The sequence below is a fragment of the Micromonospora sp. NPDC049151 genome (genome assembly GCF_040648395.1).
GTDB lineage: Bacteria > Actinomycetota > Actinomycetes > Mycobacteriales > Micromonosporaceae > Micromonospora.
This window is the reverse complement of the sequence record NZ_JBEZDP010000028.1, coordinates 1-17,098: the sequence shown is the minus strand read 5'-3', so window position 1 is coordinate 17,098 and position 17,098 is coordinate 1. Positions and strand designations below refer to the sequence as shown.

At 73.2% G+C, this 17,098-nt stretch carries 15 protein-coding genes and 3 pseudogenes; 6 read left to right on the top strand and 12 right to left on the bottom strand.

The window, feature by feature from the left end; translation table 11 throughout:
• Positions 1–60: 60 nt before the first annotated feature.
• The 7 genes from htpX to AB0B20_RS25610 form a co-directional block, all read right to left on the bottom strand.
• On the bottom strand, positions 61–939 hold the full coding sequence (gene htpX / locus AB0B20_RS25640; RefSeq protein ID WP_357383503.1) for a zinc metalloprotease HtpX: 879 nt from the start codon (positions 937–939) through the stop codon (positions 61–63).
• A gap of 149 nt (positions 940–1,088) precedes the next feature.
• Positions 1,089–2,555, bottom strand: coding sequence for a proton-conducting transporter membrane subunit (locus tag AB0B20_RS25635; protein WP_357383501.1), 1,467 nt, complete (start codon positions 2,553–2,555; stop codon positions 1,089–1,091).
• On the bottom strand, positions 2,552–4,057 hold the full coding sequence (locus AB0B20_RS25630; RefSeq protein ID WP_357474154.1) for an NADH-quinone oxidoreductase subunit M: 1,506 nt from the start codon (positions 4,055–4,057) through the stop codon (positions 2,552–2,554). Before AB0B20_RS25630 ends, AB0B20_RS25635 begins: the two co-directional genes overlap by 4 nt.
• Positions 4,054–5,979 (bottom strand): NADH-quinone oxidoreductase subunit L, encoded by a 1,926-nt coding sequence (locus AB0B20_RS25625; protein WP_357383497.1) that lies wholly within the window; start codon positions 5,977–5,979, stop codon positions 4,054–4,056. The genes AB0B20_RS25630 and AB0B20_RS25625 overlap by 4 nt, the downstream gene beginning before the upstream one ends.
• On the bottom strand, positions 5,976–6,356 hold the full coding sequence (gene nuoK / locus AB0B20_RS25620; RefSeq protein ID WP_357383495.1) for an NADH-quinone oxidoreductase subunit NuoK: 381 nt from the start codon (positions 6,354–6,356) through the stop codon (positions 5,976–5,978). Before nuoK ends, AB0B20_RS25625 begins: the two co-directional genes overlap by 4 nt.
• Positions 6,353–6,877, bottom strand: a complete 525-nt coding sequence (locus AB0B20_RS25615) for an NADH-quinone oxidoreductase subunit J (protein WP_357383493.1) — start codon at positions 6,875–6,877, stop codon at positions 6,353–6,355. The genes nuoK and AB0B20_RS25615 overlap by 4 nt, the downstream gene beginning before the upstream one ends.
• Complete coding sequence (locus tag AB0B20_RS25610) at positions 6,874–7,464, bottom strand: NADH-quinone oxidoreductase subunit I (RefSeq protein ID WP_357474150.1); 591 nt, start codon at positions 7,462–7,464, stop codon at positions 6,874–6,876. Before AB0B20_RS25610 ends, AB0B20_RS25615 begins: the two co-directional genes overlap by 4 nt.
• A 218-nt stretch (positions 7,465–7,682) precedes the next feature.
• Here AB0B20_RS25610 and AB0B20_RS25605 point away from each other — a divergent pair.
• Positions 7,683–7,850 (top strand): annotated as a pseudogene (locus tag AB0B20_RS25605) (Uma2 family endonuclease); the annotation flags it as partial.
• A 270-nt stretch (positions 7,851–8,120) separates the two neighbouring features.
• On the opposite strand, the gene AB0B20_RS25600 reads toward AB0B20_RS25605, so the two are convergent.
• Entirely contained in the window at positions 8,121–8,543 is a 423-nt protein-coding gene (locus tag AB0B20_RS25600) for an ester cyclase (protein ID WP_357383489.1), read from the bottom strand.
• 94 nt (positions 8,544–8,637) lie between these two features.
• On the opposite strand from AB0B20_RS25600, the gene AB0B20_RS25595 reads away from it, so the two are divergent.
• Complete coding sequence (locus tag AB0B20_RS25595) at positions 8,638–9,681, top strand: glutathione S-transferase C-terminal domain-containing protein (RefSeq protein ID WP_357383487.1); 1,044 nt, start codon at positions 8,638–8,640, stop codon at positions 9,679–9,681.
• 149 nt (positions 9,682–9,830) lie between these two features.
• Here the strand turns inward: AB0B20_RS25595 and nuoH are convergent, their stop codons facing one another.
• Together nuoH and AB0B20_RS25585 are read right to left on the bottom strand one after the other, a co-directional pair.
• Positions 9,831–10,793 (bottom strand): NADH-quinone oxidoreductase subunit NuoH, encoded by a 963-nt coding sequence (gene nuoH, locus AB0B20_RS25590; protein WP_013288672.1) that lies wholly within the window; start codon positions 10,791–10,793, stop codon positions 9,831–9,833.
• A gap of 314 nt (positions 10,794–11,107) precedes the next feature.
• Positions 11,108–11,674 (bottom strand): annotated as a pseudogene (locus AB0B20_RS25585) (NADH-quinone oxidoreductase subunit C); the annotation flags it as partial.
• 101 nt (positions 11,675–11,775) lie between these two features.
• On the opposite strand from AB0B20_RS25585, the gene AB0B20_RS25580 reads away from it, so the two are divergent.
• The gene (locus AB0B20_RS25580; protein WP_357383485.1) at positions 11,776–12,822 is read left to right on the top strand and encodes a glucose 1-dehydrogenase; all 1,047 of its coding nucleotides are present in this window, start codon (positions 11,776–11,778) and stop codon (positions 12,820–12,822) included.
• A 31-nt stretch (positions 12,823–12,853) separates the two neighbouring features.
• On the opposite strand, the gene AB0B20_RS25575 is transcribed toward AB0B20_RS25580, so the two are convergent.
• Positions 12,854–14,170 (bottom strand): DUF2252 domain-containing protein, encoded by a 1,317-nt coding sequence (locus AB0B20_RS25575; RefSeq protein ID WP_357383483.1) that lies wholly within the window; start codon positions 14,168–14,170, stop codon positions 12,854–12,856.
• Positions 14,171–14,205: 35 nt separating this feature from the next.
• Complete coding sequence (locus AB0B20_RS25570; RefSeq protein ID WP_357383481.1) at positions 14,206–14,766, bottom strand: NADH-quinone oxidoreductase subunit B family protein; 561 nt, start codon at positions 14,764–14,766, stop codon at positions 14,206–14,208.
• A 135-nt stretch (positions 14,767–14,901) separates the two neighbouring features.
• Here AB0B20_RS25570 and AB0B20_RS25565 point away from each other — a divergent pair, with 135 nt between their 5' ends.
• The 3 genes and pseudogenes from AB0B20_RS25565 to AB0B20_RS25555 form a co-directional block, all read left to right on the top strand.
• Positions 14,902–15,459, top strand: a complete 558-nt coding sequence (locus AB0B20_RS25565; protein ID WP_357383479.1) for a SigE family RNA polymerase sigma factor — start codon at positions 14,902–14,904, stop codon at positions 15,457–15,459.
• Positions 15,452–16,639, top strand: a complete 1,188-nt coding sequence (locus AB0B20_RS25560; protein ID WP_357474146.1) for a hypothetical protein — start codon at positions 15,452–15,454, stop codon at positions 16,637–16,639. The genes AB0B20_RS25565 and AB0B20_RS25560 overlap by 8 nt, the downstream gene beginning before the upstream one ends.
• Positions 16,640–16,739: 100 nt before the next feature.
• Positions 16,740–17,098, top strand: a pseudogene (locus AB0B20_RS25555) (hypothetical protein); the annotation flags it as partial.

Below are 17,098 nucleotides of genomic sequence, written 5' to 3'. Positions count from 1 at the left end.
GCCCGGACACACCACCGCGCCCGCGTCGGGGACGCGGGCGCGGTGTGGGCGTACGGCGGGTCAGCGCTGGAACTGCACCGGCCCGGAGTTGCGGGCCATCTGCTCCAGGCGGGCCACCCGCTGCTCCATCGGCGGGTGGGTGGCGAACATCGCGGCGATGCCGCCGCCCCGCTTGAACGGGTTGTCGATCATCAGGTGGGCGGTGCTGGCGAGCTGGCCCTGCGGCGCCAGCGGACGCGCCTGCGTACCCATGTGGATCTTGCGGAGGGCGCTGGCCAGTGCGAGCGGGTCGCGGCTCAGCTCGGCGCCGGACTTGTCGGCCTGGAACTCGCGGCTCCGGCTGATCGCGAGCTGGATCACCGTGGCGGCGATCGGGCCGAGGATCAGCGTGAGGAGCAGCACTGCCGGGTTCGGGCCGTCCTCGTCGTCGGACGAGCCCAGCGGGATGAACCAGGCGAGGTTCGCCAGCATGGTGATGATGCCGGCCAGGCCGGCCGCCACGCTGGAGATCAGGATGTCCCGGTTGTAGACGTGCGACAGCTCGTGGCCGATCACGCCACGCAGCTCCCGGTAGTCCAGGACCTCCACGATGCCCTGCGTGACGCAGACCGCCGCGTTCTCCGGGTTACGGCCCGTGGCGAACGCGTTGGGCTGCGAGGTCGGGCTCACGTAGAGCCGGGGCATCGGCTTGCCGGCGAGCGTGGAGAGCTCCCGCACCATCTGGTACAGCTCGGGGAACTGTGCCTCGCTGACCGGTTGCGCCTTCATCGAGCGCAGTGCGAGCTTGTCGGAGTAGAAGTAGGTGACGCCGTTCATCAGCAACGAGACGACGACGGCGATGACGAGACCGCCGCTACCGCCGAACCAGTAGCCGATCGCGAGGATCAGCGAGGTCAACAGGCCGAGCAGCGCTGCGGTCTTGAGACGGTTGTGATGCACGATCTCTCCTTCGGTGCACGGGCCCTTGCGGGAGGCCCGCTGACCGGTTCAACACACCGGTACCCGTCAACCATCCGGCTCATGGCTGAAAGTTGGCTGGATGTTGCTGTGCGCAGGCTGAGGCGGTCGCCCATCCGGGCAGGAACCGGTCAGCGCGCCGCGACGTCCAGCACCAGCTGCGGTGCGAAACCGATCACCACCGCCGCCACGGTGGCCACGCCGAGCGCCAGCGCCACGGTCCGGGCGGGCCGGACCGCCGCCGCGTCGGTAGGCGTCGCGTAGAGCGAGGCGGTGACCCGCAGGTAGTAGGCCAGGCCGATCACCGCGTTCAGCGCCACCACGAGCGCCAGCCATCCCGCGTGCCCGGCCAGCAGCGCGCGTACCACTGTCACCTTGGCGAACAGCCCGGCCAGGCCCGGCGGCAGCCCGGCCAGCCCGATCAGCGCCAGCGCGAACGCGCCGCCCACCCACGGATGCCGCCGCGCCGCGCCACGCAGGTCGGCCAGCGTGCCGCCGTCGCCGTCCGCCGGGCGCAACGCCACCACAGCGGCGAACGCGGCCAGCTCCAGCAGCACGAAGAAGATCGCGTACGCGACGGCTGCCGCGTACGCGCCCGCCGGCGCGTCGCCGGTGCGGCCCGCGGCCAGCGCCAACGCGCCCAGCGGGGCGAGGATGTACCCCGCCTGGGCCACCGACGACCAGGCGAGCAACCGCACGGTACGCCTCTGACGCAGCGCCACCAGGTTGCCGACTGTCATGGTCAGCACCGCCAGCGCCGCCAGCACCGGGCCGGTCATGTCGCCGGGCAGGGCCCGCTGCACCACAGCCAGCAGCGCCACCACGCCACCGAGCTTCGAGGCGGTCGACAGGTACGCGGCCACCGGCAGCGGCGCGCCGTCGTACGTGGCCGGGGCCCAGGCGTGGAACGGCACGGCGGCGACCTTGAACGCCAGCCCGGCCACCACGAGCGCCGCCGCGACGCCGGTCAGCGGCAGACCGGTCAGGTCGTCGCGGGCGGCCAGTGTGGCGCCGAGCCGGTCCAGGTGCAGCGTGCCGGCGACCGCGTAGAGCAGTGCCGCGCCGAGCAGCGTCACAGTGGTGGCGACCACGCTCACCACGAAGAACGTCACCGCCGCCTCGGCACCGGCGAGGCTGCCCCGGCGCAGGCCGACGAGCACGTACAGCGGCAGCGTCAGCGTCTCCAGCGCCACGATCAGCGTGATCAAATCACCCGCCGCGCCGAGCACCACGCCCCCGGTCATCGCGCAGGCGAGCAGGAAGCAGTACTCGCCGACCGGGGTACGCCCGGCGCGCAGCAGCGGGCCGGACAGCGCCAGCACGCCGAGCGTGAGCAGGGCGATCACCGCCCCGACCAGCGCGGCCCGGCCACCCCACACCCAGGAGCAGTCCGCGCCCACGCAGAACGTGCGCCGCTCACCGGCCGCCCCGACCAGTGCCGCGCCGGCCGCGGTGCCGGCCGCGCCGAGCGCCGCCACCGCCACCGTGACGGCGGGCCGGGCCACCAGCAGGTCGAACAGGAGCACCAGCACGGCCGTGCCGGCGGCCAGGTACGCAGGCAGCATCGCCAGGTTGTCGACAGGCTGCACCAGGCTCATGGGACGACCCCCAGCAGCGCCTCCACCGGGCCGGAGGCGTACGACAGGACCAGCGCCGGGGCCAGGCCGACCGCGAGCGCGAGCAGCACCAGCGGCGCCCAGGCGGTCAGTTCCGCTCCGGCCAACCCGGGTGCGAGCCCCGCCACCGCCGGACTGGGCCGCCCGTGGGTGACCCGGCGCAGCAGCCGCAGGAAGTACGCGGCGGTGAGCGCCCCGCCCAGCGCGGCCAGCACTGCAAGCGTCAGCCAGAGCGGGCCGCCCCGCCGCACGGCGGCCACCACGGCGAACGCCTCACCCCAGAACCCGGCCAGGCCGGGCAGCCCCAGCGAGGCGACGGCCGCGAAGCCGAGCAGCCCGGCCAGCCGGGGCGCGGTCTCCCGCAGCCCGGACAGGTCGGCCAGCGAGCCGGTGTGCGCGCGGTCCTTGACCGCACCGGCCAGGAAGAACAGCAGGGCGGTGATGACGCCGTGGGCGATGTTGCCGATCAGCGCGGCCTGGAGCCCGGTGGCGGTGAGCGTGGCGACCCCGAGCAGCACGAAGCCCATGTGCCCGACGCTCGAATAGGCGATGAGCCGCTTCAGGTCGTCCTGCGCGAGGCAGACCAGGCCACCGATCAGGATCGCGGCGACGGCGAGGACGCCGAGCACCGGCGCGGCCCAGCGGGCGCCCTCCGGGGCCACTCCCACGGCGACCCGGATCAGCCCGTACGTGCCCATCTTGAGCAGCACCCCGGCGAGGATCACGCTGCCGACGGTGGGCGCCTGGGTGTGCGCGTCGGGCAGCCACGAGTGCAGCGGCCAGAGCGGGCTCTTCACCGCGAACGCCAGCGCCAGCAGCGTGAACGCCGCGAGCTGGGTGCCCCGGGACAGCCCGCCGCCGCCGGTCAGCGTGACCAGGTCGGCGGTGCCCGCGGCGGCCACCACCACGTAGACGCCGACCAGCAGCAGCACCGAGCCGAACAGCGTGTAGAGGGCGAACTTGCGGGCCGCCCGACGCCGGTCCGCGCCGCCCCAGCCGGCGATCACCGCGTACATCGGCAGCAGGACGACCTCGAAGAACAGGAAGAACAGCACCAGGTCGAGCGCGAGGAACGTGCCGAGGATGCCGACCTCGACCACCAGCAGCAACGCCACCAGCGCCCGCCCGCTGCCGCTGCCGGTCGGCACCCGCCACAGCGTGTACGCGCAGCACAGCAGCGTGAGCAGCGCGGTCAGCACCACGAGCGGCCAGGAGATGCCGTCCACGCCGAGGTGGAAGCGCAGGTCGAGCCCGGGCACCCACGGCAGGTCGACCTGATGCCACGGCTGCACCGCCGGGCGGGGCCCGTACCCGAACCAGCCGTGCTCGCCGCCGACCAGCGGCAACGTCGCCAGTAGCGTCAACGCGGCCGCGGCGGTGCCGACCACCCGGCCGGCCCGGTCGCCCGGCACGACCGCTGTGGCCAGCGCGCCGAGCGCCGGGACCGCGACCACGGCGACCAGCAGGACCTGCCCGAACGTCATGACGTGACTCCGATCAGGGCGGCCGCCAGGCCGATCAGCAGGGCGCCCGCGAGCACCCCGGCCGCCGCGCGCGGCAGCGCCGCCCGGTGCAGCGCGGCCAGGCCGCCGCCTGCCTCGGCCGCCGCCCGGCCGCTGCCCTCGACCAGCCCGTCCACGCCCAGTTCGTCACCGGTACGCACGGCCCGCGCGAGCGCGCCCGCCGGGCGTACGACGAGAGTGTGCTGGACGTCGTCGAGCCGGAACGCCCGGGCGAACACCGGCCGCAGCGGACCCAGGAAGCGGGCCGGGTCGGCGGCCGGGTCGCGGCGCCAGCCCGCCCAGGCGACGCCCGCACCGGCGAGCAGCAGCAGGAACGGCAGGATCAGGTTCGGCGCGAGGTGGACCAGCTCGACCGCCTCGCCGGTGTCGTCGCCCGGCACCCGCAGCCGGTCGGCGAACCACGGCGCGAACGCGGCCAGGCCCAGCAGCGCGGCCGGGACCGTGAGCAGCAGCACCGGCCAGCGCAGCAGCGCGGGCGGGTCGTGCGGGCGCAGCAGCGGCGTGCGGGTCGCACCGAGGAACGTGCGCAGCAGCAGGCGGCTCGCGTACCAGGCGGTCACCGCGACGCCGACCAGCCCGGCCAGCCAGACCAGCCAGCCCACCCAGGCCGCCGTCGGCCCCACGCCGTCGAGCGCGGCCGCCTCGGCGGCTGCCAGCACGCCGTCCTTGCTCCAGAAACCCGAGAGCGGGGGTACGCCGGCGAGTGCGCCCAGGCCGACCACCATGCACCAGAACGTCACGGGCATGGCGGTACGCAGGCCGCCCATGCGGGACATCAGCGTGGTGCCGACGGCGTGGATCACCGCACCGGCGGCGAGGAACAGCAGCGCCTTGAACGCGGCGTGGGTGAGCAGGTGGAACAGCGCGGCAGCGGGTGCGCCGACCGCCAGCGCGCCGGTCATGTAGCCGATCTGCGAGACCGTCGACCAGGCGAGCACCCGCTTGATGTCGTCCTGCGCGGTGGCGGCGAACGCGCCGAGCAGCATGGTGATCGCGGCCATCACACCCAGCACGGCGAGCGCGGCCGGTGCGCGCTCGAACAGCGGGAACAGGCGGGCCACCGCGTACACCCCGGCGGCGACCATTGTGGCGGCGTGGATCAGCGCGGACACCGGCGTCGGACCGGCCATGGCGTCGGGCAGCCAGGTGTGCAGCGGGAACTGGGCGCTCTTGCCCGCCACCCCGGCGAGCAGCAGCAGGCAGGCGGCGGTGAGCGTGCCGGTGCCGTAGTCGTGGGCCAGCACGTCGGCGATCCGGAAACTGCCCGCGCCCACGCCGAGCAGCGCGATGCCGAGCAGGAAGCCGACGTCACCCACGCGGGTGACCAGGAACGCCTTCACCGCCGCGCCTGGTGCCTCGGGCAGCCGCCGGTCGTGGGCGATGAGCAGGTACGAGCAGATGCCCATCACCTCCCAGCCGACCAGCAGCATGATCAGGTCGCCGGACACCACCACGGTGAGCATGGCGGCGGTGAAGAGGCTCAGCTGGGCCGCGTACGGCGGGTAGCGGTGGTCGACGTCCACGTCGTCGTGCGGGCCCCGGCGCAGGTAGCCGATCGAGTAGACCTGCACGGCCAGCGCCACAGTGGCGACGGCTGTGGCGACGAGCACCGCGACACCGTCCAGCCGCAGGCCCAGCGTGACCCGCAGGCCGCCCAGGTCGACCCAGGTGGTGGACGCCTCGACCGGGGCGTCCACGCGGACCAGCAGCGCCAGCGCGGCCAGCAGTGACACCGCCGCACCGGCCACGCCGAGCGCGACAGCCGCCCGTCGGGCCCCCGCCCGGTCCGGGCGCGGGGCGGGCGGCAGCAGCAGGCCGAGCAGCCCGGCGACCAGCGGCGCGGCGGGCAGCAGCGCGGCGAGCCACAGCGTCGGTGTGCTCACCGGACCGCTCCTTCCGCGCCCGGCGCTGCCGTCGCCGGCTGCCCGACGGGGGTCACCGCGACGCCCGGTTCCGGCTCGGCCAGCGGCACGTCGTCGACAGTGACGCTGGCGCGCAGCCGGTAGAGCTGGAGCACGATGGCCAGCCCGACACCGATCTCGGCGGCGGCGAGCACGATCACGAACAGCGCGAACACCTGCCCGGAGTGCGGCAGCACGGCCTTGACCGTGGTGTCGGCGGTGACCAGCACCAGGTTCACCGCGTTCAGCATCAGCTCCACAGCCATCAGCACCAGGACGGCGTTGCGGCGGCGCAACACGCCGTACACGCCGAGGCCGAACAGCAGCGCGGCGGTGACGTACGGGATGACCGGCCTCACGGACGCCCGCCCTCGTCGGCGGACCGGCGGCCGATGTCGGGGCGGGAGAGCACGATCGCGCCGACCAGCGCGGCCAGCAGCAGCACCGACAGCACCTCGAACGGCAGCACCCAGGAGCGGAACACCTGCTCGCCGATGCGCTCGGCGGTGCCGGCGGCGGGCAGGTCCACCCGGGACCAGCGGAACGCGTCGATCAGCAGCACGGCCAGGCCCAGACCGCTGCCCGCGCCGACGAGCGCGGCGGCCCAGCCCGGCCGGTCCAGGTCGTCCGACGGGCCGATCGGCGCGCGGGTCAGCATCACCGCGAACAGCAGCAACACCACCACCGCGCCGACGTAGATGAGCACCTGCACCCAGGCCACCAGCTCGGCGGTCAGCACCAGGTAGTCACCGGCGAGCGCGCCCAGGCAGACCACCAGCCACAGCCCGGCCCGGACCAGGTGGCGGGTGGTGACCACCAGCGCACCCGCGCCCACCGCCACCGCGCCCAGCGCGAGCAGCAGCACGTCCGCACCGGTCATGAGGCGGCGCCTCCGCCCGGATCGGCGGCGGCGTCGGGGCGTACCCGAGTGGGAGCCGGACGGGCCGACGGACCCGCCGCCTTCCGGGCGGCGGTGGTCTCCTCCTTGGAGGGGTCGCCGAGCGGGTCGTGGGCCGGCGGCGGCGGCACGGTGGCCATCCACTCGCCCAGGTGGTCCTTGTCGTGCAGCAGGTCCTTGATGTCGTACTCGGCGTACTCGAACTCGGGCGACCAGTAGAGCGCGTCGAACGGGCAGACCTCGACGCAGATGCCGCAGTACATGCAGAGCGAGAAGTCGATGTCGAACTTGTCGAGCACGTTGCGCTGGCGGGGGCGGGCGGCACCGGGCACCGCCACCTCCTCCTTGTGCGAGTCGATGTAGATGCACCAGTCCGGGCACTCGCGCGCGCAGAGCATGCAGACGGTGCAGTTCTCCTCCAGCAGCGCGATCACGCCACGGGAGCGCGGCGGCAGCTCAGGCTCGACGTCCGGGTACTGCTGGGTGGTCGAGCGGCGCGTCATCGTCTTCAACGTGACCGCCAGGCCCTTCACCAACCCGGCACCGGGCACTCCACCGTGCTCGCTCATGCCGCCCATCCTGCCCTGTGGCCCGGGCGAGCGCGACCACCACCCGGCTCTTGGCGGCGGTATCGTGAGCGCGGGGAGAACGACGCACCGGGAAGGGCTGGTCGGTGACCACTGACCTGGAGAGTTTCCGGCCGCCCCCGGGCGGGTGGACGACCGATCATCTGGACCTGCTGCCGGAGGACGGGCACCGCCGCGAACTGCTCGACGGAGTGCTGCTCATGTCGCTGCGCGGCCGGACCCACCAGAGCATCGCGGCCCTGCTCATGGTCGCGCTCGACGAGGACTGCCCCGACGGGTACGACGTGACCCAGGGTGTGGAGGTGCGTATCAACCGCACCCGCTCCTTCATCCCGGACGTGCTGGTCACCACCGCAACCGCCGCCGCGCGCGAGCCGTCCCGGTACGAGCCGCACGAGGTGGTGCTCGCCGTGGAGATCGTCTCGCCAGCACCCGGTCCATCGACCGCGTCCTCAAGCCGGCGCTCTACGCCCAGGCCGGGATTCCGTTCCACTGGCGGATCGAGATCGAGGACGAGGACATCGTCGTCTACACCTACAAGATCGATCCGGTGCACGAGGTCTACACGGAGACCGGGCGGTGGACGAAGTTCGTCGACACCGGCGAGCCGTTCCCGGTGAACCTGCCGATCAGCCGGATCACGCCTCGCCGGGTGTGAGCGGCGGCAGCATCTCCACGCCGAGCTGCTGGAGCACCTGGAACAGCTCGTTGACGCTCCACACGTCCAGGATCCGGCCGTCGTCGTCGAAGCGCAGGAACGTCGCGCCCGAATAACTGACCACGCGGCCGGTCGGCGGCACCGGGCCGAACTGCCCGGCCTGGGTGCCGGCGGCCCGCCAGCGCACCGCCACCCGCGCACCTGTCGCCACCACTTCGACGATCTTGTAACGCAGGTCGGGGAACGACGCACGCCGGTCCCGGTGCCACGCGAGCACCGCCGCCGGGCCGGCGCCGCCCAGCCCCGGGCAGTCCGCGGCCACCAGCTCGTACGCGCTCTCCTCGCGCCCGGCGTTCCACACGTCGGCGACGAAACGCCGGGCCGCCGCCTCCACATCGGTCACGGCCGGCAGCCTATGCCCCTCTGTGACGCACTCGCCCTGCCGGGAGCCGCCGGAGCGGCGATGATGGGAGCGAAAAGCGAACTCGGAGGTGGGTGTGGGCAGCGACGACGAGGTCCTGGACCGGACCGGCGGCAAGTACGTGGAGCCGGGTGGCGAGTTCACCCGCGACCAGCGCTACATCGCCACCCGGATCACCGCCGACGGGCGGAACGACTGGCCGGTGGAGCCGGGCCGCTACCGGCTGGCGGTCAGCCGGGCCTGCCCCTGGGCCAACCGGCTGATCATCGTCCGCCGCCTGCTCGGGCTGGAGGACGCCATCTCGATGGCGGTGGCCGGGCCGACACACGACAAGCGGAGCTGGACGTTCGACCTGGACCCGGACGGCAAGGACCCGGTGCTGGGCATCTCGCGGCTGGCCGAGGCGTACTTCGCCCGCTTCCCCGGCTACGAGCGCGGCATCACCGTACCGGCGCTGGTCGACGTGCCCACCGGGCAGGTGGTGACGAACGACTACGCGCAGATGAGCCTGGACCTGACGACCGAGTGGATGGCGTACCACCGGCCGGGCGCGCCGGACCTCTACCCGGAACCGCTGCGCGGCGAGATCGACGAGGTGAACGAGGTCGTCTTCGCCGACGTCAACAACGGCGTCTACCGGTGCGGCTTCGCCGGCAGCCAGGAGGCGTACGACAAGGCGTACCACAGGCTGTTCGACCGGCTGGACTGGCTGAGCGAGCGGCTGGCCGGGCAGCGCTACCTGGTCGGCGACACGATCACCGAGGCGGACGTACGGCTGTTCACCACGCTCGTCCGCTTCGACCCGGTCTACCACGGGCACTTCAAGTGCAACAGGCAGAAGCTCAGCGAGATGCCGGTGCTGTGGGCGTACGCGCGGGACCTGTTCACCACGCCCGGGTTCGGTGACACGATCGACTTCGTGCACATCAAGCGGCACTACTACGAGGTCCACCGGGACATCAACCCGACCGGGATCGTGCCGCTCGGCCCCGACCTGAGCAACTGGCTCACCCCGCACGGCCGGGAGGAGCTGGGCGGCCGCCCCTTCGGCGACGGCACCCCACCCCCGCCCCCACCCCCCTCCGAGCGCGTAGACCCGTCCCACACCCCGTTGCGCTGACCCGCGCCCTCACCCCGCCCCGCCCCGCCCCGCCTCGTCGATCTTGCACTTTGGGCCCTGAAGCTGAGGGCTTTGCCCCTTTCGCCGGGGCATAAAGTGCAAGATCGCCGGGGAGGTGGGGAGGGCGGGAGGGAGGTGGGGAGGGCGGGTTAGAGGGCCAGGCGGACTGCGGCGGTCAGGACGAGCTGGGCCAGGGCCAGGGGGACCAGGACCAGCCAGCAGAGGCGCTGGAGCTGGTCCTCACGCAGCCTCGGGTAACTCACCCGCAGCCAGATGATCACGAAGGCGACGGCGAAGACCTTCAGCAGCGTCCACAGCCAGCCGAGCTGCGCGTCGGCGAACGGACCCTGCCAGCCACCGAGGAACAACACAGTGGTCAGCGCCGCGATCACCACGATGCCGACGTACTCGGCGAGCAGGAAGAACGCGAACCGCAGGCCGGTGTACTCGGTCATGTAGCCGAACACCAGCTCGGAGTCGGCCACCGGCATGTCGAACGGCGGGCGGCGGATCTCCGCCAGCCCGGCCACGAAGAAGATCACCATGGCCGGCGCCTGCCACAGCAGCCACCACGGCTGCCACGCCTCCACGATGCCGGGCAGGCTGAGCGTGCCCGCCGCCATCGCCACCGAGGCGGCGGCCAGCACCAGCGGCAGCTCGTACCCGAGCAGCTGGGCCGCGCCGCGCAACCCGCCGAGCAGGCTGTACTTGTTCGCCGACGCCCAGGCGGACATGAGCACGGCCAGCACGCCGACGCCCACCACGGCGAGCACGAAGAACAGGCCGATGTCCAGCGGCTGGGCGACCAGGTCACCCGGCCCGAGCGGGATGACCAGCAGCACCAGCAGGTACGGCACCAGCGCCACCGCGGGCGCCAGCCGGAACACCGGCCGGTCCGCGTCGCGCGGGGTGACGTCCTCCTTCTGCACGAACTTGATGCCGTCGGCCACGAGTTGGGCCCAGCCGTGGAAGCCGCCCGCGTACATCGGGCCCAGCCGGCCCTGCATGTGCGCCATCACCTTGTGCTCGGCCTGGCCCACGATCAGCGGCAGGGTGAGGAACGCGACAAGCACTCCGGCCACCCGCAGGACCAGTTCCAGCCAGTCCGGCATCAGCTCTCCCCCGTCGCGCCGGGTTCCGGCTCCTGGCGGGGCGGCCCGGTCGGCCGCTCCCCCGGCAGCGGCCGCCCGAGCGGACCCGCCTCACCGGCCGCCGGAGCAGCAGCGGACCCCGCCCCGGCCTCCCCGGAAACAGGCCCCTCCGGAGCATTCCCGGCAGTCGGCCGCGCCGGACGCTCAGCGGCAGCAGGCCGCGCCGGGCGCTCACCCGGGGCGGGCCGCGCCGGGCGTTCCCGGGCCGGGCGGGCCGGCGTACCCCCGCGGGGGCCCTCACCGGCACCAGCCGCACCCGCCGGCGTGGGCGTCGTGCCCCACTCCCCCGGCGCGGGCACGCCCGGCGGGCGGACCGGCCGGCGTCCGCCGCCCGCCTCCGACTCGCCCGGCTCCTTCGCGCCAGGCCACGGCTTGGCGACCCGGGAGGCGAGGACGAACTCCTTGCGCAGCGGGTGCCCCTCGAACTCCGGCGGCAGCAGCAGCGGTCGCAGCTCGCCGTGGCCGGCGAAGTCGATGCCGAACATCTCGTGCGTCTCGCGCTCGTGCCAGGCGGCGCCGGGGAACAGGCCGACCACCGACGCGACGACAGGCGTGTCGCGGGGCACCCGGGTGCGCAGCAGCAGCCCGTGCCGGTGCCGGACCGACCAGAGGTGCAGCACCACGTCGAAGCCGTCGGCCAGCTCGTCCACCGCCGACAGCCAGTCCAGGAAGTCGAGATCCAGCTCGGCGTCGTCGCGTGCCGCACGCACCGCGTCCGCCCAGCTCGCCGGGGGTACGTCGACGGTGGCGCGGGCGTACCCCTGACCGCCGGACACGGACGCGGTGGCCTCGACGGGCGCGAGCAGCGCGACCACTCGCGAGCCGACCTCTTCCGGAGTCATGCGCTGATCCTATGGCCGACGGCTGCGGACCGGGTCGGGCCGCCCGGGCCGGATCGTCGCTTTGCCGGACGCGCGGCGGCAGCGCGCGGAAAGATGGGTCCGTGCGCGCTGTGACTGTGACCCCCGGTGTCCCGGATTCGCTGCGGCTCGCCGAGGACTGGCCCGAGCCGCCGCCGGAAGAAGGCGCGATCCTGGTCGAGGCGCTGGCGGTGGGTGTGTGCGGCACCGATCACGAGATCGTGGCCGGCGAGTACGGCGAGGCGCCGCCGGGCCAGGATCGGCTGGTGCTGGGGCACGAGTCGCTGGGTCGCGTGCTGGACGACCCGACCGGCACGTTGCAGCCCGGCGACCTGGTCGCGGGCGTGGTCCGCCACCCCGACCCGGTGCCCTGCGCGAACTGCGCGGTGGACGAGTGGGACATGTGCCGCAACGGGCGGTACACCGAGCACGGCATCAAGGCGCTGCCCGGCTTCGCCCGGGAACGCTGGCGGTTGCAGCCCAAGTTCGCGGTCGGCCTGGACCCGGCGCTCGCCTCGGTGGGCGTGCTGCTGGAACCGGCGAGCGTGGTGGCGAAGGCGTGGGACCACATCGAGCGGATCGGCCGCCGTGCCGAGTGGAAACCGCAGACCGTGCTGGTCACCGGCGCCGGCCCGATCGGGCTGCTGGCCGCGCTGCTCGGCAGCCAGCGTGGGCTGTCGGTGCACGTGCTGGACCGCAACACCACCGGGCCGAAGCCGGAGCTGGTCCGGGCGCTCGGGGCGACGTACCACACGGCGCCGGTGCCCGAGCTGGACGTGAAGCCCGACGTGGTGATCGAGTGCACCGGCGCTCCCACGGTGGTGCTGGACGCCATGTGCAAGGCCGCGCCCACCGGCATCGTCTGCCTCACCGGTGTGTCGAGCGGCGGCCGGACCGTCAACTTCGACGCCGGGGCGCTCAACCGGGAGCTGGTGCTGGAGAACAACGTGGTGTTCGGCTCGGTGAACGCCGGGCGGCGGCACTGGGAGATGGCCGCCGAGGCGCTCGCCCAGGCCGAACAGTCGTGGCTGACCTCGCTGATCACCCGCCGGGTGCCGCTGTCGAGCTACCGCCAGGCGTACGCCTCGGTCGGTGAGGACATCAAGACGGTGCTGGACTTCACGCAGTGAGCCGGGGCGCCGGATCCGGTGCCCCGGCCCTTCAGATGCCGGGTAGCCGGCCGTTGCGGAACAGGTCCACGAAGAGCTGGTGGTCCTCGCGGGCCCGGATCCCGTACCGGTGCCCGAAGTCGACCAGGTAGTTGACGAACCTCTCCGGCTCGGCGTCGACCACGGCGACGATCGCCTCCTCGGTGGAGTAGTCGACCAGGTCGTGGCTGGACTCGTCGTCGGCGACCGAGTGCATGCGGGCCACCGCCCGGCCCAGGTCGGCGAGCACGCCGGACAGTTCCTCCGGCTCGTTCACGTCGGCCCAGTCCAGGTCGGCCGCGTACGGGGAGACCTCGGCGACGAGCTGCCCGACACCGTCCAGCTCGGTGAAGCCCAGCCACGGGTCGGCGTGCGCCTGCAACGCGCGCTGCGACTCGGCGGTGCGGTGCCCCTGGTGCCGGAAGTACGACCGGACCCGCTCGTCGTCGACGTACCGCGCCACGGCCGGCACCTGCGCCTGCTTCATGTAGATGACGACGTCGTTCTCCAGCGCCTGGGTGTGCCCCTCCAGCAGCACGTTGTACGACGGCAGCCCGGCCGACCCGATGCCGACGCCCTTGCGCAGCACCACGTCCTTGATGCCGGTGGCCACCGGACGCATCCGGGTGGCCGACTGCGGCAGCGTGTGCAGGTAGTCGGCGAACGCCGCGCAGACCTTCTCCCGGGTGGCGTCGTCGATCTCGTACACACCGTCGCCGAGGGAGAACCGGCGCTCGTAGTTGTCGACAGTGGTCTGCCCGGCGAGCAGGTCCACCCGGGTGTTCAGCCGTGCCTGCTGGAGCACCCGCCGCAGCACGCCGTCGGCGTTGTCGAGCGTGATCGAGCCGATCGCGTCGTCCCCGCCCGCGGCGATGGCCCGCAGCTCGGCCAGGTACGACCGCGCGAAGCCCGCCACCAGCTCGCCGATCACCCGGTCGGAGAGCGCCTTGGCGTAGCCGAGCAGCGCCACGCTGGCGGCGAGACGCTTCAGGTCCCAGGTGAACGGCCCGACGTACGCCTCGTCGAAGTCGTTGACGTTGAACACGAGCTGCCCGGAGGCGTTCATGTAGGTGCCGAAGTTCTCGGCGTGCAGGTCGCCGTGGATCCACACCCGGCTGGTCCGCTCGTCGAGGAACCTGTCGCTGCCGAAGTCGCCGCGCTGGTCGGCGTAGAACAGCGCGGCGCTGCCCCGGTAGAAGGCGAACGGTGACGCCGCCATCTTGCGGAACTTGCGGCGGAACGCCGCCGGGTCGATCGCCATGGACGCGCCGAACTCCTCGGTCAGCACGTCGATGATGAATGCGGAGCGCTCCTCCGCGAGGTCGGTCATGGCCGCAGGCTAGCCCCGCGCCGCCACCCGGCGGTTCAGCCGGCCGGCGGGCGTACCGGGGGTGCGGTCAGCGACTCGACCGGCCGCGCCACCGCGTCCGCCGGGGAGGTGAGCGCGTCGGGGCGGGCCACGCCGCCGATGCCGGACTGCTCGGCGGCGATCTTCTCCTGAAGGCGGAGGATGCCGTGCAGCAGCGCCTCCGGGCGCGGCGGGCAGCCGGGCACGTACACGTCGACCGGGATGAGCTGGTCGACGCCCTTCGTCACCGAGTAGGAGTCCCAGTACGGGCCGCCGCAGTTGGAGCAGGCGCCGAACGAGATCACGTACTTCGGCTCGGGCATCTGGTCGTAGAGCCGCTTGACCGCCGGGGCCATCTTGTCGGTGACGGTGCCGCTGACCACCATGAGGTCGGCCTGCCGGGGCCCGTGGGCGAACGGGATCACGCCGAGCCGCATGAAGTCGTGCCGGCCCATGCTGGTCGCGATGAACTCGATGGCGCAGCAGGCAAGGCCGAAGTTGAAGACCCAGAGCGAGTAGCGGCGGCCCCAGTTCAGCACGAACCGGATCGGCTCGCCGAGCACGGCCGGCACCTGCATCTCTGGCCTCCGTTCCGCTGTCCCCGAACCGACAGTCAACCACAGCGCCGGACCGGCAACTTCCGCAACCGGTACGGGCGTCAGGGCGTGTGACCGACGTGACCGCGTCGGCGGTACGCACACGGGGAGGACCAGGTGACGGTGACGAGGGAGCCGATGCTCGACGAGCCACCCGAGGGGACAGCGAGGCGCGTCGAGAGGCGCGAGGCGGTCGACTTCGACGGGCTCTACCACGCACACTTCCGGTCCCTGACGCTTCAGCTCACCGCCTACTGCGGTGACCTGTCCCAGGCGCAGGACATGGTGCAGGAGGCGTTCTGCCGGGCGTTCGCCCGCTGGTCCCGGGTGTCCCGCTACGACGATCCGGTGGCCTGGGTCCGCCGGGTGGCCTGGAACCTGGCCACCAGCCGCTGGCGGCGGCTGCGGACGGCCCAGGCGTGGCTGCACCGCCAGCGGGAGGAGTACGTGCCGGGGCCGGGGCCGGATCGGGTCGCGCTGACCGCCGCGCTGGCCGAACTGCCGCCGCATCAGCGCCGCGCCGTGGTGCTGCACTACCTGGCCGATCTCAGCGTCGCGCAGATCGCGGCGCAGGAGGACGTGCCGGAGGGCACCGTCAAGTCCTGGCTGTACCGGGGGCGGGCCGCGCTGGCGGCGAAGCTCACCACCACGAGCGAGGTGAACCACAGTGACTGAGCCCGACGACATCCTGATCGGCGGCGAGTTCGCCGAGTTCCGCACGGCGTACACGCCTGTGGTGCACCCGGCCGGGACTGCCGCGGTCCGGCGCACGGTCCGGCACCGCCGCCGGCGGACAGCGGTGGTCACCGCGGCGGCCGTGGTGCTCGCCGTGGTGATCCCGGTGGGCGCGAACGCCGCCCTGAACCGGAGGCCCGGACCGCCCCCGGTGCCCGCGCAGACAGTCACCCCGACTCCGTCCGAGAGCACGTCGCCGCCACCGTCGACACCGCCGAGCACCACCGCCCCGACGCGGAGCGCGCCGGACGGACGGATCAGCCGGGCCCAGCTCCTGGCGGCCCGGATCGACCTCGTGTCGTGGGCTGGCGCACCGAAGACGTGCGTCAGCGACAACGTCCGGCTCCGGTCCGGGCCGCAGGACGACTCGGTCCCGACGCTGCTGGCCGGACCGGAGTACGGCGACCTCGACGACGACGGCGCCACCGAGACGGTCGTCCTCGTCGCCTGCCGCATCGGCGAGGCGTCGGCCAAGCAGGTGCTCGCCCTCGACCGGGACCGGGACGGCCGGATCGTCACCATGGGCCGGGTCGTCGGCACCCGTGAGGGCATGGGTGACATCACCGATTTCTCGGTGCGGGACGGCGGGGAGGTCCGGGCGCACGTCGCCGACATCCAGCCCTGTTGCAGCACGCCGGAGTGGGCGCCGCAACGGCAGTGGCGGACGTACTCCTGGAGCGGCGAGCGGTTCCGGCAGGTCGCCGGACCCACCGGGTTCGGCACCGACCCCCGCCTGACCGACCTCGTGCTGACCGCCCGGGACGTGGTGGCCGGGCCGCCGGACAAGGCGGGGATCCGCAAGGTCACCGTCACCGTGACGGTGGAGAACCGGGGGCCGGTGGACGTACCCCGGCTCGGCTTCTCCGGCTGGTACGACCTCGTCCGGCCGAACGGTTCCGACCTGGACCGGTGCCGGGGCGTGCGGTCGGACGGGTCCGACGCCTGCGTGCTGGACCCGCTGCCGGCCGGTGAGCGCAGGAGCTACACCTTCACGTTCGGCCATCCGGTGCCCGCCAGCGGCCCGCCGACGCTGCGGGTCGTCCACTACGACTCGCAGGAGCGGTACTGGAGCGACCTGAACTGGAAGAACAACGAGGTCGAGCTGACCTCAGTCGGCTGACCGACAGATCGCAACCGACCGTCGGATCCCGACGTGTCACAGGCATCGGACGGGCGGAGATGCCGCCGTCCGGCAACGGGGAATCACGGGAGGAACAGCAATGACCACACGTACGGCACGGACCGCCACCGCACTGCTCGGTGGGGCCGCCGCACTGATCGCCCTGGCCGCGCCGGCCACCGCCGCGCCGAGCGCCGCCACCGGCCGCGTCGGCGTCACGGCGCAGCGGCTCGTCCTCGACCCGACCGACAGGGGGTACGTCGGGACGCTCACCGCGACGGTGACCAACCGGCGGTCGACCGCGACGTCGGTGAGCCTGGTCGTCACCGAGCCGGCGGGGGCGTCGTTCACCTCCATCGAGCCCGGCGGTGGTTGCCTCTACAACCGCCTGGTGGAGAACCGGCTGGTGATCACCTGCGGCGGCGACCAGATCGAGGCGGGCAAGAGCCTCACCTTCCG